We start from the raw sequence: 15,711 nt of genomic DNA on the forward strand, positions 1-15,711 counted from the left end.
TTTGTTGCCACCGAAAAGTTTCTGGCTGCATTTTTCACCTTTTTACTGTAGTCTTCTCGAAAGGTAACATCCAGTTGCCAATGAAGATTATTCTCAATAGACCAATGCTGCCTGATGGCAGATGCAATCTCCTCCGGTTTGGTATTATCAAGTGAAGTTACATAGTATCTGACCTCTTGAGTATATTCTCCTGTTGCTACTATTGTTCTCTCCGACTTTATCCCTACAATAGACTTCAACCCCACAAGTTTCTTCTTAAACATTTTCTCCATAATAGATCCATAACTGACTACAGTACATGTTCTTGTCTCAATCCTTCCATGTCCGGTGTTTTCCGACACATGCCTGGTGACTCTATTGGTTATTTCATCTCTATCCTGATAATCGTCAATGATTTGTTTAGCTAGTTGATAATTTTTTTTCTTATTCTCCTTTATAGCTATAATATAATTTGCATTATGCTCAATAATGGTCTGGGTTATATCTTTCTGGCATCCCATCGCGTCAATTGTAACAATACAACCACTTAGTTCCAAAGAGTTAATTAACAATGGAATAGCTGTAATCTCATTGCTTTTATCATCTACTTTTACCTGACCTAAAGAAATTCCATTAGCGGCAGACCANGAGTTAATTAACAATGGAATAGCTGTAATCTCATTGCTTTTATCATCTACTTTTACCTGACCTAAAGAAATTCCATTAGCGGCAGACCATGCAGAAACCATCCATAATTTGAATCCTTCTTTTCCCGTAGTATGTTCTCCGTCACATTGGCTTGGACCACGCATGAGCTTGCCATCTATAGCAACAACGCCTTTCACCTCCTGACAGACTTGTTTTACCCAATTACGGAAGATCAACTCAAAATACTCGGGCTTTATTATACTGAAGAATCTATTAAAAGTATCATGACTAGGGATGAACTCCAGACCAGGTATGCGACTTTTGAAAAAAGCAATTTTCGCATTGCCAAATTCCTCAATCTCATTCCAGGATTGAGCGCCACAGATTACAGCAGCAATGGATATATAGATAATAGTTTCCATTTTATGTACTTTTTTGCGGTTCATCCTAGGATCTTCTATTTGTTTACAAAGGTCAATTATGCCAATTTTCATGTTAGTTTANTAGCAAATGATAATATGTTAATAACCAACAATATAGTAAGGAAATTACAAACGAGAATATAGTAAAAAATATAATGCGTCTGCCCTGCTATCAGTTGTGAACAAATCCGTTTACGGTTGTAAACAGATTTGTTTACATGGGTGAGCCCTTGTAAAACATTAGAGCTTAACAAAAGAATACCTAAGTATCAATGTATGATATATAGGGAAATATAGTATAAATTAGCTGGGAACAAGACGAGCCAGGGTGAGGGTAAAAAGTTACCCTCACCCTGGCCTCACCTCTACCCTCACACTTGAAACACCGATGAATAAAGGGATTGAATCAAGGTGTGAGGGTGTGAGGGTAAAATGTCATCAACATTTGTTTGGCTAAGATGCGACACTCTGCCCGGTTTATTTTTCCGTTCTCTGTTTGCGGAATGGATTCTATTGTCAATATATGCTTGGGACGATAATAAGGTTCCAGTATTTCATGTAGTTTATTTCCGATTTCTTCTGTGTCGGGCTGATCTGCCAATAATAAAGTGACAGCCTGCCCTAAGCGCTGATCCGGAACTGAAGTAATGACAAAGGACACAGGAATAAACGGGCGGAGCAACTTCTCCATCTCCTCTGCTTGAATCTTAATTCCTCCACTGTTAATCACATTGTCTTTCCGGCCTAGAATCATAAAACTTCCATCGGGATAGATACGTGCAATGTCATTGGTTTGCAATGTTTCGTCACATACCAAAGGGGCATCAATGATTAATGTATTCTCTGCGGATAAAGACAATTTTACTGAAGGAAATGGATAATAATGTTCTGAAGCCGATGCTCCGTTCAGACGACGAAGGGCAATATGCGACAAAGTTTCAGTCATGCCATAAGTGGAGTAAACGGCAGTCGGAAGATGGTTTATCTCCGTTTCCAGAGCCTCATCAACGGCTCCGCCTCCTATAATCAGAATATCCGTTTGTTTTAATCGCTCTTTTTCTTCGGGAACCTGCATCGTGTTATAAACTTGCAATGGGACCATTGCCACAAATCTCAAAGATTCTTTTATATCCGCCAACGGATGACCGGAAGCAGGACGAACAATCAGGTTCAAGCCTGCAACCAATGAACGTACGACCACCATCATTGCACCGATATAACGAAGATTCATACATAATAATGCCGACTCACCTTTCTTCAAATTCAGAAATTCACAAGTCAGACGTGCACTTTGCATCATTTGATCCTTGCGTACCATCAGTTCTTTAGGTATACCCGTGGAGCCCGATGTATGAACTGTAATAACAGGAGAATCATTAAACCATTCGTTCAGGAAAAGATATAAATCCCAATAAGCAGAAGAATGAGCTTCTGCTCCTCCTGCTATCAGTTGGCTTATATCTTCAAAAGTGTATTCTTTTCCTTCCAGTAGCAAGCGCTGTTGTTGTCGATCAAATATCATCAGAATATCCTTTAAATACCACTAAATACTATCATTTACAAAACCACAGGCAATCTTTTCTGATTTCAAGAGGCACTTCTATATTGTCAGTAAAGAGCATACCCGTTCCCAATCCTTGTGGCAACGGATTATTGAATGTTGCACACCAATGGGCGATAGCGTTCAAACCAATGTTGGACTCCAAAGCGGAAGTGATCCACCAGCCGATATGTTGCTTTTCCGCTTCCATAATCCATTCATCCCCTCCGCATATTCCTCCGTGGAGAGATGGTTTAATGATGATATATTGCGGACGGATGGTTGCCAGCAGTTTCTTTTTTTCTTCCAGCATGTTGCATCCTATCAGCTCTTCATCCAATGCTATCGGCAACGGAGATTCAGAAGTGAGCCGGGCCATTTCCTCCCATTGTCCGGCACGGATCGGCTGTTCGATAGAATGTAAATCAAATTCCGACAGACGTTTCAGTTTTTCCATTGCATCACCCGGAGAGAAAGCACCGTTTGCATCTACACGCAACTCTATTTCTTTAGAAGAGAAATGGGTACGAATATGACGTAACAACGCCAATTCTTTTTCAAAATCGATAGCACCAATCTTTAGTTTGACACAACGGAATCCGGCTTCCATCTTTTTCTCGATTTGGGATAACATGTGATCAAAATCTCCCATCCAAATCAAACCATTAATTTGAATCCCTACCTCTCCACGAGAAAAAGCCGTATCGGACAAAGCCCAACTCCCTGCAAAGAAATGCCAGATAGCCGTTTCCAAGCCAAATAAGATGGAAGGATACTTGCATAGACCATCTTTATCCAATTTTCCCTGTTCTTCCTCTACTTGCCGGCAAGTTCTTATTAATATATCTTCGTAATCAGGGAGATCATCACAACTTAACGCAGGCAAAGGCGCACATTCTCCAATTCCCACTCTACCCGGAAAATCAGGAGAAGCAAAGTGAAGATACCAGACTTTTCGTGTAGTATATGTTCCCCGGGAAGTTCCCGCGGGTCGCTTGAAATGGAGCAACCGGGGAATAATATCTATCTTACAATCCATAATGAATATCTTTTCAATCTGCTAATTACTGCACAACCAGTCTTTCATTAGCCTATTATTTTAAGGAAATTTCGGATATTGTTTGAAGTTCGGTTTACGTTTCTCCAGAAACGCATTCTTTCCTTCCTGTGCTTCATCCGTCAGGTAATAAAGTAATGTTGCGTCACCTGCCAACTCCTGAATACCTGCCTGGCCGTCCAGTTCGGCATTCAATCCCGCTTTAATCATGCGCAAAGCCAACGGGCTAAGCAACATCATTTCTTCCGCCCATTGCACGTATTCATCTTCCAGCTGTTCCAAAGGTACTACCTTATTCACCAATCCCATATCCAATGCTTCTTGTGCATTATACTTGCGGCAAAGGAACCAAATTTCACGTGCTTTCTTCTGTCCTACCACACGCGCCAGATAAGATGCACCGAATCCGGCATCAAAGCTACCCACGCGAGGACCTGTCTGACCGAAAATGGCATTTTCCGAAGCAATGGATAAATCACATACTACATGGAGCACGTGTCCGCCACCAATGGCAAAACCGTTCACGGCAGCAATCACCGGTTTCGGGATGCTGCGAATCTGCTTTTGCACATCCAATACGCTTAGACGAGGCACACCGTCTTTTCCGATATATCCGCCACGTCCTTTCACATTCTGGTCGCCACCCGAACAAAACGCCTTATCACCGGCTCCGGTAATCACAATCACATCAATATCCGCTTCTTCACGGCAGATGCGCAATGCGTCACTCATTTCAGCAGTAGTTGTCGGAGTAAACGCATTCCGATAGCGCTCACGGTTGATCGTGATACGGGCAATTCCATTATAATAATCAAAAAGAATATCGTCGTATTCTCTAATGGTTGTCCACTCTCTTTGTGTTGACATAATCTATTTTTGTTTTAATTGATGATAATAATTCTTCAACATGCGCGCGTCCTTGTTTTTGTTGGTAAACACCTCCAAGAGCACAGGCTGCTCCATAGCTTCCGGTTGAGTGAAAGTTTTCATCGCTTCAGCCAGTTCTTCGTCATTTTGCGCTTGCAGATAGAGAAACCCACGCTCTTCTGCCCAACCTTTGGCCGATGTTTTATGAACTGCCGCAATAAATTTATGTGAGGTACCCGACATATCCAATCCCGGCAAGGTATGGAAAATCTCTCCTCCTCCATTATTTAACAGAAGAACACGCAGATTGGAGCGAACATTGACGTTCCACAACGCATTCATATCATAGAAGAAGCTCAAATCTCCGATAGCTATAAAGTTCAGTTTGTCGGAAGCTGCCGCATAACCGACAGCCGTAGACAGCGAGCCTTCAATGCCGTTTGTTCCCCGGTTGCAACAAACTTCAATCGTAGAAGGAATGGAGTATAATTGCGCATAGCGCACCACCGAACTGTTAGCCAGATGCAACGCACATGACTCCGGCAAGGCTTTCAACAACGTACCGACAGCAGACATTTCCGAATAAGCAAACTCCGGTTCAGGAATGATCTTGCAATAGTTTTCCCACACACGGGGATATTCAGGAGTCCGATTGTCCAGCAAACTGGCTATCTTCTCCAGAAACTCGAACGGGTCCATTTCGATCACCGTAGTTAATGAGCCATACAAATCGACCACCTCACCGTCCGGCGATACGTGCCAATGTTCTTTAGGCGGATGCTGACGGAGCAACTTCTTCAATCGTTTGGAAACGACATGTCCTCCATAAGTAATCAGCAGCTCCGGAACCATCTGATCTACCTTCTCTTCGGGCATGGCATAAAGCGCCGCATCGAAGTTCTTTACCGGAATACCGGGAACTGTCTGGTTGCCGATATGTTCCGTCAACCAGGCAAAATGTTTATATAATAACTTGATATATCTTTTTTCAAACAGATAGATAAGATTCATCTGACCGATGATAATCATACGCTTCTGGTATTTATTCATCCGGTCGACCAAATCGTTATAATCACGATCGTAGACGTTCAACCCCTGATAACGGGTTATGACACGCACTTCTGGAAGCGAATCGACCGTAAACTGGAACAATGGTTCAGAAATAGGGATATTGATATGTACCGGTCCTTTTCCATGATGGTTCGTCTCCAGCAATGCTTCATTCACCAGACGATTGCAATACCATTCATCTTCTTCCGTATGAATCTCCGGAAGGTTTACCGACTTCTTGACCAGCGTCTGAAATACGCCTGGTTGTGGTACAGTCTGTCCGTCCATTTGTCCGATCCAGGCAGCGGGACGGTCTGCAGAAATAATGACCAGAGGAACATTTTGATAAAATGCTTCTGCCACAGCCGGATGAAGGTTTAATAATGCAGTACCGGAAGTGCAGCAGACAGCAGCAGGCTTACCACCATTCAACGCAAGACCGATGGCAAAATAGCCGGCACTCCGTTCATCCGTCACCGGATAGCAGGTAAAATTCGGATGGTTAGACAAAGTATGCACTATGGGGGTGTTACGACTACCCGGACACAACACAACCTTAGTAATCCCATGCGCCTCAAGCAACGCAACCAACTGGAGTATGTTCTTCTTGTCTGTATACATGATGATAATTATTAGTAGTTTATGATTTTAAAGGAGGCACTGCAATCAGCCGTTTGATGGTTTGCAACTTTTTCTCCGTTTCCAGCCATTCGTCATTCAGTTCCGAAGAGGCCAATAATCCACCGCCGGCATAAAGAGTGAGTTGTTTATCTTCGATATGCATACAGCGCAGGTTTACATACAAGTCTGTTCGCCCTTCCGGATCGAGCCATCCGATAAAACCGGAGTAATAGCGGCGGTCGTAACCTTCGTTCTGCAAAATAAACTGATAGGCTTCTTCCTTCGGCAAGCCGCATACGGCAGGTGTCGGATGCAAAACTTTCAGAAGGTCTCCCAAACCTTTATTATCTTTCAAAGCGAACCGGAAATCGGTTTTTAAATGTGACAAAGCACCGGCATAAGCAGGATATGGCCCGTTTTCCGTAGCATGGATATCCAGTGAAAGAAGCTGACGACGGATATAAGAAGATACATAATCCTGTTCCTTCCGGTTCTTTTCATCCCATACTTGCGGCAGTCTGCCATCTTGCAAAGGCTGTGTTCCGGCCAGCGCAACCGTATGCCATTCGTCTTTCTCACCCGATAAAATGATTTCGGGAGTGCTTCCCAGCCAGATCCCTGTCTGCGGAGTATAACATAAGTATATATACGAATGAATATAACGTTTACAAGCCGCCCGAAAGATGGACGAAGGAGAGAAATCAGCTACTTTATCAACTGTAAGATGACGGGAAAGCACTAGTTTATCAAAAGTCCTGTCACGTAACGCATTTATAAAGGTATGAAAGCATGCCGTATATTCTTCCGTGGAAGAAGTCAGAAATGATTCTTGCCCTTGCAGGCGCAAGGCTATCTCCCGGTCTTCTTCCGTATCATCATCCATCGGTAAAGGCTGCCCCCACTGATCGGGTTGGATCAACACAACCGGACATGACTCACTCACCTGAAACGGAGCAATTACAAATCCTCTCTGTCCGTTCAGTTCTTTCAAATCGTATATCAAACGGACCGCTCCTTCCGCCTGCGTCAACAGACGGGGAACCTTCTCTCCGGGAACACGGTAAACAGCAAACGGCTGCTTCCGTTGAATAAATGCATCAATAGTTGTCAAGTTACTTATTTCTTCGTCGGTCATCTCTTTTTCATCACACTGTTGACTACCCGTATGGAAGACACCAGTTTGTTTGTTGAAGTAAACACGTCTACATTCCATACGTGGGAGGAACGTCCCTTATGTACAACTGTTCCTACTGCACGCACGGTATCTCCTTCATGTGCAGAAGATATATGGTTTCCGCTGACCTGCATTCCTACTACAATCTCGTCCGGCTGGCAGAGAATCATCGAACCGAGTCCGGCAACTGTTTCTGCCAGTGCAAGAGTAGCTCCCCCATGCAAAATGCCGAAAGGCTGACGGGTACGATGGTCTACCGGCATCGTTGCTTCCACACGGTCTTCGTCGGCGTATGTATATTGAATTCCCAAGTTTCCCATTAATGCGTGGCGTGCCTGCGCATTCAGTTGGTCAAGGGGAATTTCGGCTGCACGCACTTCGGCTATAATAGCCTTCTCCACTGCAACGGCCACTCCATCTTCCTCATTCGAAGCGGTCACATAGTCGGCACAGGCTTTCACCGAGTCTTGTGAATGTCCCATAGCTACGCCCAGCCCGGCCAATTGAATCATTGTTACGTCACACACACCGTCGCCCACAGCAATCACTTCCTCACGCTTCACATCCAGTACCTCCAGCAAAGCACCCAAAGAATTGGCTTTGTCGATGGCGCAGGGAACTACTTCCAGAAAATATGGCTCCGAACGGAATACGTCCAACGCTCCGTTCAGTCGTCTCTTCCAGTGATCTTCCAAACCAACCAGTGCTTCTTCGTCATCGCTCACCAGCATACACTTACAAGGAGCAAAATCAACGGCAGCAGAAAATTCTTCTTCTTTAATTATTTGCAGGTTATTCAACCGGGCTTCATTTTGGATATGTTCATTTTCAGGAGAATCCGTTATGATCGTATCATCATGATAAGTGAATAAGGCAAAACCGTTTTTACGGGCCTTCTTTTCCAGATACGGCAACATTTCGGGATTAATCCGACGTTCAAACAGAATTTCCCCGTTTTGTGCATTGATAATCTGACAGCCATTATAGGAAAGAATAAAACCTCCATAGTTTCCAAGTTCAAGCATCTTTGCCAGCGGCATCAGGCCATAAGTAGGTCTGCCGGATGCCAGCACAATACGTACTCCCATTTGCTGAACCTTCAACAGGGCAGCCAATGTACGCTTACTAATTTCTTTCGCATCATTGAGGAGTGTTCCGTCTACATCAAGAACCAATAATTTATACTTCATGATTACACGATTTTGATTTAGATTACAAAGGTAGGAAATTGAGTGAACGACAGAAAGCGTAAACAGATAAAAATTACTTTAATTTCAATCTTTCAAACGCATTTCCAGATAATCGCGGAGGATACGGGCATGATTATACACCGGTTCTTTGGAAGCGTAAAGCAATGTTATCACCGGATGCGGCTTGATAAGAGTCAGAAAATCAGCCATTGAGGAAGAAGCGTCAAGTTCTTTCTGATACTGTATGACAAAGTCTTCCCAGTGTCCGGGAATATCTTCGTGAAACCATCTACGCAATGTGGAAGACGGTGTGATGTCTTTTGCCCAATAATCGTACTTAAGCCATTCTTTCTTCATTCCACGTGGCCATAATTTATCTACCAGTACCCGGTAGCCATCTGTTTCTGAAAAATCTTCGTAAACCCGCTTTATCCTTACCTGTATCATCTCTATTAATAGTTAATTATAAATAGATAAACCGGAAAATGCGAAAATTGTTTAGCAGAATCCACTCAATTCTGTAACGAATCCTGTGCTTTTTTAAATTCGTAAGGAGTCATTCCCGTCTTTTTCTTAAAAAGATTGTATAAAATCGGGGTGCTATTAAATCCGGCCTCATCCGCAATGGCACGTATCGTATAATTAGGATGCTTTTTCATCAGTTCAATGGCATAATTAATGCGCAATTCATTGATATATCCATTAAAATTGGTTCCGGTACATTCTCTTATCATCCTCGCAAAACGTGCGTTATTCAGATGTACGATTTGTGCCAGATCTTCTCTCGACAATTCTGAAGAAAGATATAACTGTTTCTGAATAACGATATCATTCAGTTCCTGAAATATCTTTTTATTCTCTTCTTCTTCCCCACTTTCTTTATCTGTATCGTTAGCAAGTTCTTCCAGTTCTTCGGGTGAAATACGTTCCGGTTCAATCTCCGACACAACAGCCAGTTGTTCGTATACTTCCGATAGCTGGTTCCCATCTTTTCTATTAGCAAATTTCTCGTTTATAAGCCTGGCAAGCATCCTGTTCTTATATTCGACTATATGATTGAAATGCCACAAACGCCAAACGATAAACAGAGTCAACACAACAATACACGCAAGAAAACAGAGGGTAATATTTCTTATTTTTAATTGAAAAGCCTGTTCGGCAATATATTCTTCTTTTTCAGAAGCGCCGTACATTGCATTCAATTCCAATGCAGCATTGTTTCTATCCCGGGTATTGATACTATCTGTTATAGTTAAAATCGTTTCACGTATCTCGGCAGCTTCTTTGTATTTATGCATACCCAAATATGCCTTCACTTCCTGTCGAAGGACAGTCAGATACTGTTCATTCAAAGTATCCTGCTGGGTTCTCATCAATTCCTTGAACCCCCTGCAATTATCAATAACCTTTTCATATTGTCCGGAAAGCGCCAAATAAGGAACCGAGTACATTTTTCCGTCGGGAGTATGAGACTCTTTCTTTGATAAGTATTTCTGATAATATTGCTCCGCCTTCTCATATTTCTTCTCCATGCAATAGATGTAGGCTAATTTGGCATATAAATAACTATATTGGCCATCTACATAATCTTCAGAGATTTGAGGTACTTCCTTAAGCCGTTTAATCTGCTTTTCACGCTCAAAACCCACTTTCAATGCCTCATCAATTCGAGAATCATTCATTAAAAAGCTCATTTCTGCTCCATAGTAATAAGAGAGCAACATCATTTCCCGCATCTCCTTTGAGCCCCGCAAAAGCTCAATAGTCCGGTTAAAATAATCGTATGCTTTATCTTTAAAAGATAATCTCCAATTATTCTCCCCCATACAGAAAAATAACCTGGCTTTGGCTTCCCTGTTCCCTAATTCTTGCGCCTGCCTGATTCCATCTAATGCATAACGCATACTTTCATTATATTTACTCATCATTGCCGAAAACTCAGCCAAATGTACTGTCATTTTCAGCATGTGTTTCGGATCTTTTTGATATATGGAATCAAGCAAATAAGCTTTCCTTGCATACATAAATGCCAATTTATTCATATACATATTACTATATGATAAACTACGCAATTCATTTACAACCCGCAAAGGAATCGTTTTCCTGTCCTCCGCTTCGTCCAGTAATTGCAGAGCACGCCTAGGTTCGGGAATATAAATATCCCTGATATATTTCTCCGTATACAGAGAATCATCTGTTAAAGTTTTATCAGCCCTCGAAAATTGATTATGTACAAATAAAAGCACCAAAATACATACAAAAAAACGCATAAGTTCTTACCGTATTTTAATCATTCAACATCCAAAGATATGTATTTTCCATAAAAAGTGCAAGGTACATCTTAATTTTGCAAAATTAAAATAAGAAACATTAGCTATCTTCTTATCCCAATCCTAGTTTCTGATAAATCTTCATCTCACAGAATCACAAGCCTAAAGCCTTTCCCAACCGGGCTTCAATACACACGCTCAAATCGGTCGTAACAAACTTACCATTATAAAAAAGAGTAAAGATAGTGGCTGGAGTAGGCGCATTTTGTGCCTGTTCCATGGTTTCTAATTCTATTATTTTTAATGGGAGATCCTTACTCTTGGCTGCATTGACCAAAGAACCGCGAACATGGAATTCAGTAAACGGACAACGATGAGTATAATACACTACTATTCCATCCCGGTCAGGACACTCACCTGTCAAGACACTGTCGTTGAATGAAGGATCGGGAGCAGCCGGATTTATTTTCAAAGCCAACAAACTGAATCCGTAAGGAAGTTTTTCTATAGTTTGGAAACCTTGTCGCAGCAGCCATTTTGTATCACTCATAAAATGAAATTTAGAAGTGCCCACTACGGTAACTAAACCATCTTTTCCCTGCAATTTCGCATCATCAATAGCAGACTGCAGCAAAGCCTTACCATGCCCGCATCCTTTATATTTACCCGACACCCAGAAACAATTTATCATCAGATAATTAGGAGCACTGACAGGAACCCACGCCTTTTCAGCAGGACCATATTCGATGAACACTTTCGCCCGTTCGTCAATACGTCTGAAAACATAACCATTATCAAACTCTTTTTTCAGCCATGCTTTTTTTAACTCATAACTATCTTTGCATTTCTTATCCGAAAAGGCACAGCATATATGTTCGTCCGCAATATTCTCCTTCGTCAAAGTGATGTAATTTGTTTCCATAATATTATATTAATAGGTTTAAAAATAACAAATCGATAAGCACTCATTATTATGAGTTATTAGAAAATCGCCAGGCTAATATTCTGCTGCTTTTAGTTCCCTGCTGCATTCTGATAATCTTATATTCCGATACATTCACAGACTTCAATTTAGCACATAGCTTTTCGAGATTCTTTTCTTTTGAAACCAAGCTGGTAAACCATCCACAGTTCTTCTGATATTTCTGACTCTCGGAGATCATATTCAGTATAAAACGGATTTCTCCACCCTCACACCAAAGTTCATTCGCACTCCCGCCAAAATTTAATTGTACTTTTTTCACCTTCATCCCTTTCAGGCTACTCAATTTGCGCAAGGTTCCGTCTTCCGCTTCTTCCTTCGAGCTATGAAACGGAGGGTTACATATCGTAACATCAAAATACTCGCCAGGCATGATAATTCCATCAAAAATTTTCTGACTGTCTTTCTGAAGTCGCAAGTCAATCTTATGTGCCAATACCGGGTTGCAAGTCACTATCTTTCGTGCATTCTCAATCGAGACCGGATCAATATCACTGCCCACAAATGTCCATCCATATTCTGTGTGCCCTATAATCGGATAAATACAATTTGCACCTACCCCAACATCCAGACATCTGCATTTCGTTTTCTGTTCGTTCGCATCTTCCTCCTCTGTCTGCAAATCGTTCGCTACCCTATCCGGCTGAATAAGATCGGCAATATAATGAATATAATCCGCTCTTCCAGGAATGGGTGGACACAAGTATTGTTTCGGTATATCCCAGTACCGAATGCCATAATAACTGATTAATAATGCTTTATTTAAAGCTTTTACTGCTTGCGGATTAAAAAAGTTTATAGTTTGTACACCCAGAGGATTAAGTGATACGAATCTCTTAAGTGGAGGATATTTTTCTATCAACAACGGAAAATCGTATTGACCATTGTGCTTATTTCTTATATGTAACTCACCTTTTTGTGCCATGCCGGCAAAGATACAGAGAATTTTCCTGTCTGCAAATTTTCCCTGTTAATACACTAAATTGGAATCAAATCACCCCAAAATATCATAAAATAAAAAAGCATCCCATAAGGTCATTTTCTGAAACCTTAATTAGGATGCTTATTCTATAATGCATTGATATTCAATGCTTAAAAGCGGAGAGACAGGGATTCGAACCCCGGGTACCTCGCAGTACAACGGTTTTCAAGACCGCCGCAATCGACCACTCTGCCACCTCTCCAANGAGAGACAGGGATTCGAACCCCGGGTACCTCGCAGTACAACGGTTTTCAAGACCGCCGCAATCGACCACTCTGCCACCTCTCCAAAACTCCTTTATCAGAAGTGCTTTCCGTTGAAAGCGGTACAAAGGTACGAATCATTTTTAAATCTGCAAACATTCTGATATTTTTTTCGCGAATTAATCGTATTTTTGCAGTCCATTAGTAAGAACAAAGATATGATATACCCTCAAAATTTTGAGCAAAAGATAGGATTCGACCAGATCAGACAGTTACTAAAAGATAAGTGTCTTAGCACTTTAGGCGAAGAAAGAGTCACAGACATGACCTTTTCGGAGCAACATGAAGAAGTTGAGGAGAAATTAAACCAGGTAACAGAGTTTGTCCGCATCATCCAGGAAGAGGACGGATTTCCCGATCAATTTTTCTTTGATGTCCGCCCTTCGCTAAAGCGGGTGCGGATAGAAGGAATGTATCTGGACGAGCAAGAACTATTCGACCTGCGCCGTTCGTTAGAAACCATCCGCGACATTGTACGCTTTCTCCATCGAAATGAAGATGAAGAAGAGAACGACACCCCCTACCCCAGTCTGAAACGACTGGCAGGAGATATAGCCGTTTTCCCTCAACTGATAGGAAAAATAGACGGCATCCTTAACAAATATGGAAAAATCAAGGATAATGCTTCCACCGAATTAGCCCGTATACGTCGCGAGCTTGCCAGTACAATGGGAAATATTTCCCGCTCGTTAAACAGCATTCTGCGCAGCGCACAATCCGAAGGATACGTAGATAAAGACGTAGCTCCCACTATGCGTGACGGACGTTTGGTGATCCCCGTCGCACCCGGACTCAAACGAAAAATCAAAGGTATTGTACACGATGAATCCGCTAGCGGGAAAACAGTGTTTATAGAACCGGCGGAAGTCGTAGAAGCCAACAACCGTATTCGCGAACTCGAAGGCGACGAACGACGCGAAATTATTCGCATCCTTACCGAGTTTTCAAACGTGCTCCGTCCGTCTATCCCGGAAATCCTTCAATCATACGAATTTCTGGCAGAAATAGATTTTATCCGTGCGAAAAGCTATTTCGCCATACAGACCAATAGTCTGAAACCCGCCGTAGAGAATGAGCAACTACTGGACTGGACAATGGCTGTGCATCCTTTATTACAACTTTCACTTGCCAAACACGGAAAGAAAGTCGTACCACTGGATATAGAACTGAATCAAAAACAACGCATTCTTATTATATCCGGTCCGAATGCCGGAGGTAAGTCCGTCTGCCTCAAAACAGTCGGTTTACTGCAATATATGTTGCAATGCGGTATGCTCATTCCCTTGCACGAACGCAGTCACGCCGGTATATTCAGCAGCATCTTTATCGATATTGGTGATGAGCAATCTATTGAAGACGATTTGAGTACCTACTCTTCTCACCTGACCAATATGAAAATCATGATGAAGAGTTGCAACGAGCGGAGCCTCATCCTGATTGACGAGTTCGGTGGAGGTACGGAACCGCAAATTGGAGGTGCTATTGCCGAAGCCGTTCTGAAACGTTTCAACCAGAAAGGAACATTCGGAGTCATCACCACCCACTACCAGAATCTGAAACATTTTGCCGAAGATCATGAAGGAGTAGTGAACGGAGCCATGCTTTACGACCGCCATCTCATGCAAGCACTTTTCCAGCTACAAATCGGAAATCCCGGAAGTTCGTTTGCCGTAGAAATCGCACGAAAAATCGGATTGCCGGAAGATGTCATTGCAGATGCTTCGGAAATCGTAGGAAGTGAATATATCAATGCCGACAAATACCTTCAGGACATCGTGCGCGACAAGCGTTACTGGGAAGGAAAACGTCAAACTATCCGTCAACGGGAAAAGCACATGGAAGAAACCATTGCCCGCTACCAAACGGAAATGGAAGAGTTGCAGAAATCACGGAAAGAGATCATCCGGCAAGCAAAAGAAGAAGCGGAACGGATGCTTCAGGAATCCAATGCACGCATTGAAAACACAATACGCACAATCAAGGAAGCACAAGCTGAAAAGGAAAAGACACGCCAGGCACGTCAGGAACTGACAGACTTCCGTACTTCTTTAGATGCGCTGGCTTCTAAAGAGCATGAAGAGAAGATTGCACAGAAAATGAAGAAATTAAAGGAGAAACAAGAACGGAAGAAAAATAAGAAAAACGAACCGAAAGCCGCAGTCTCTTCCCCGTCAAGTGCTCCTAAAGTAGTGCCGATTGCAGTAGGTGAGAATGTAAAAATCAAAGGACAGACAAGTGTCGGCCAAGTGATGGAAATCAATGGTAAAAATGCAACCGTTGCTTTTGGGAGTATAAAAACGACCGTAAAAATAGACCGTCTGGAACGTACCAATAACGCCCCCAAGACGGAAGGAATCGCCAAAAGCACCTTTGTCAGTAGCCAGACGCATGATCAGATGTACGAAAAGAAGCTTAGCTTCAAACAAGACATTGACGTACGCGGAATGCGCGGAGACGAAGCTCTGCAAGCAGTCACCTATTTTATCGATGACGCCATATTAGTCGGCATGGACCGTGTACGCATCCTTCACGGCACGGGAACGGGAATACTTCGTACATTAATCCGCCAGTATCTGGCCACCGTACCGGGAGTGAGCCACTATGCCGACGAACATGTGCAGTTTGGCGGTGCCGGAATCACAGTAGTCGATTTTGACTAACCTGTA

At 42.5% G+C, this 15,711-nt stretch carries 12 protein-coding genes and 2 tRNA genes; 1 reads left to right on the forward strand and 13 read right to left on the reverse strand.

Annotated elements, in window-relative coordinates:
* The 13 genes from KQP79_RS03520 to KQP79_RS03580 form a co-directional block, all read right to left on the reverse strand.
* On the reverse strand, nt 1-1,121 hold a 1,121-nt coding region (locus KQP79_RS03520; protein ID WP_319639086.1), incomplete at its 3' end, for an ISAs1 family transposase.
* 334 nt (nt 1,122-1,455) lie between these two features.
* Nucleotides 1,456-2,571 carry an AMP-binding protein gene (locus tag KQP79_RS03525; protein ID WP_004310003.1) on the reverse strand — a complete coding sequence of 372 codons (1,116 nt, stop codon included), beginning with the start codon at nt 2,569-2,571 and terminating at the stop codon, nt 1,456-1,458.
* Between the two features lie 31 nt (nt 2,572-2,602).
* A complete protein-coding gene (locus tag KQP79_RS03530; RefSeq protein WP_004310002.1) occupies nt 2,603-3,628 on the reverse strand; it encodes an o-succinylbenzoate synthase in 1,026 nt (341 codons plus the stop codon).
* A 60-nt stretch (nt 3,629-3,688) separates the two neighbouring features.
* The gene (menB, locus tag KQP79_RS03535) at nt 3,689-4,513 is read right to left on the reverse strand and encodes a 1,4-dihydroxy-2-naphthoyl-CoA synthase (protein WP_004310001.1); all 825 of its coding nucleotides are present in this window, start codon (nt 4,511-4,513) and stop codon (nt 3,689-3,691) included.
* Nucleotides 4,514-4,516: 3 nt separating this feature from the next.
* Nucleotides 4,517-6,184 (reverse strand): 2-succinyl-5-enolpyruvyl-6-hydroxy-3-cyclohexene-1-carboxylic-acid synthase, encoded by a 1,668-nt coding sequence (menD, locus tag KQP79_RS03540; RefSeq protein ID WP_008643120.1) that lies wholly within the window; start codon nt 6,182-6,184, stop codon nt 4,517-4,519.
* Nucleotides 6,185-6,203: 19 nt separating this feature from the next.
* Complete coding sequence (locus KQP79_RS03545; protein ID WP_061447614.1) at nt 6,204-7,319, reverse strand: isochorismate synthase; 1,116 nt, start codon at nt 7,317-7,319, stop codon at nt 6,204-6,206.
* Nucleotides 7,316-8,548, reverse strand: a complete 1,233-nt coding sequence (locus KQP79_RS03550; RefSeq protein WP_004315182.1) for a Cof-type HAD-IIB family hydrolase — start codon at nt 8,546-8,548, stop codon at nt 7,316-7,318. The genes KQP79_RS03545 and KQP79_RS03550 overlap by 4 nt, the downstream gene beginning before the upstream one ends.
* An 84-nt stretch (nt 8,549-8,632) precedes the next feature.
* Complete coding sequence (locus KQP79_RS03555) at nt 8,633-8,995, reverse strand: DUF488 domain-containing protein (protein WP_009040766.1); 363 nt, start codon at nt 8,993-8,995, stop codon at nt 8,633-8,635.
* Nucleotides 8,996-9,060: 65 nt separating this feature from the next.
* Complete coding sequence (locus tag KQP79_RS03560; protein WP_009040765.1) at nt 9,061-10,818, reverse strand: helix-turn-helix domain-containing protein; 1,758 nt, start codon at nt 10,816-10,818, stop codon at nt 9,061-9,063.
* Between the two features lie 154 nt (nt 10,819-10,972).
* A complete protein-coding gene (locus tag KQP79_RS03565) occupies nt 10,973-11,740 on the reverse strand; it encodes an N-acetyltransferase (RefSeq protein WP_008643116.1) in 768 nt (255 codons plus the stop codon).
* Between the two features lie 49 nt (nt 11,741-11,789).
* Nucleotides 11,790-12,725, reverse strand: coding sequence for a 23S rRNA (adenine(1618)-N(6))-methyltransferase RlmF (gene rlmF, locus KQP79_RS03570; protein WP_009040764.1), 936 nt, complete (start codon nt 12,723-12,725; stop codon nt 11,790-11,792).
* Between the two features lie 174 nt (nt 12,726-12,899).
* Nucleotides 12,900-12,984 (reverse strand) — tRNA-Ser (locus KQP79_RS03575).
* A gap of 1 nt (nt 12,985) precedes the next feature.
* Nucleotides 12,986-13,070: transfer RNA gene (locus KQP79_RS03580), tRNA-Ser, on the reverse strand.
* A 133-nt stretch (nt 13,071-13,203) separates the two neighbouring features.
* Between KQP79_RS03580 and KQP79_RS03585 the strand changes: the two genes are divergently transcribed.
* Nucleotides 13,204-15,705, forward strand: coding sequence for an endonuclease MutS2 (locus KQP79_RS03585; protein ID WP_009040763.1), 2,502 nt, complete (start codon nt 13,204-13,206; stop codon nt 15,703-15,705).
* The last annotated feature ends 6 nt before the right edge of the window (nt 15,706-15,711 follow it).

This window comes from Bacteroides sp. DH3716P (genome assembly GCF_025914115.1).
Classification (GTDB): Bacteria; Bacteroidota; Bacteroidia; order Bacteroidales; family Bacteroidaceae; genus Bacteroides; species Bacteroides ovatus.

What these genes read in the sequence shown, in the direction of transcription:
- rlmF (WP_009040764.1), bottom strand. Translation starts at nt 12,725, where the DNA reads ATGGCACAAAAAGGTGAGTTACATATAAGAAATAAGCACAATGGTCAA.
- KQP79_RS03530 (WP_004310002.1), bottom strand. Translation starts at nt 3,628, where the DNA reads ATGGATTGTAAGATAGATATTATTCCCCGGTTGCTCCATTTCAAGCGA.
- KQP79_RS03545 (WP_061447614.1), bottom strand. Translation starts at nt 7,319, where the DNA reads ATGACCGACGAAGAAATAAGTAACTTGACAACTATTGATGCATTTATT.
- menB (WP_004310001.1), bottom strand. Translation starts at nt 4,513, where the DNA reads ATGTCAACACAAAGAGAGTGGACAACCATTAGAGAATACGACGATATT.
- KQP79_RS03585 (WP_009040763.1), top strand. Translation starts at nt 13,204, where the DNA reads ATGATATACCCTCAAAATTTTGAGCAAAAGATAGGATTCGACCAGATC.
- KQP79_RS03550 (WP_004315182.1), bottom strand. Translation starts at nt 8,548, where the DNA reads ATGAAGTATAAATTATTGGTTCTTGATGTAGACGGAACACTCCTCAAT.
- KQP79_RS03560 (WP_009040765.1), bottom strand. Translation starts at nt 10,818, where the DNA reads ATGCGTTTTTTTGTATGTATTTTGGTGCTTTTATTTGTACATAATCAA.
- menD (WP_008643120.1), bottom strand. Translation starts at nt 6,184, where the DNA reads ATGTATACAGACAAGAAGAACATACTCCAGTTGGTTGCGTTGCTTGAG.
- KQP79_RS03555 (WP_009040766.1), bottom strand. Translation starts at nt 8,995, where the DNA reads ATGATACAGGTAAGGATAAAGCGGGTTTACGAAGATTTTTCAGAAACA.
- KQP79_RS03525 (WP_004310003.1), bottom strand. Translation starts at nt 2,571, where the DNA reads ATGATATTTGATCGACAACAACAGCGCTTGCTACTGGAAGGAAAAGAA.
- KQP79_RS03565 (WP_008643116.1), bottom strand. Translation starts at nt 11,740, where the DNA reads ATGGAAACAAATTACATCACTTTGACGAAGGAGAATATTGCGGACGAA.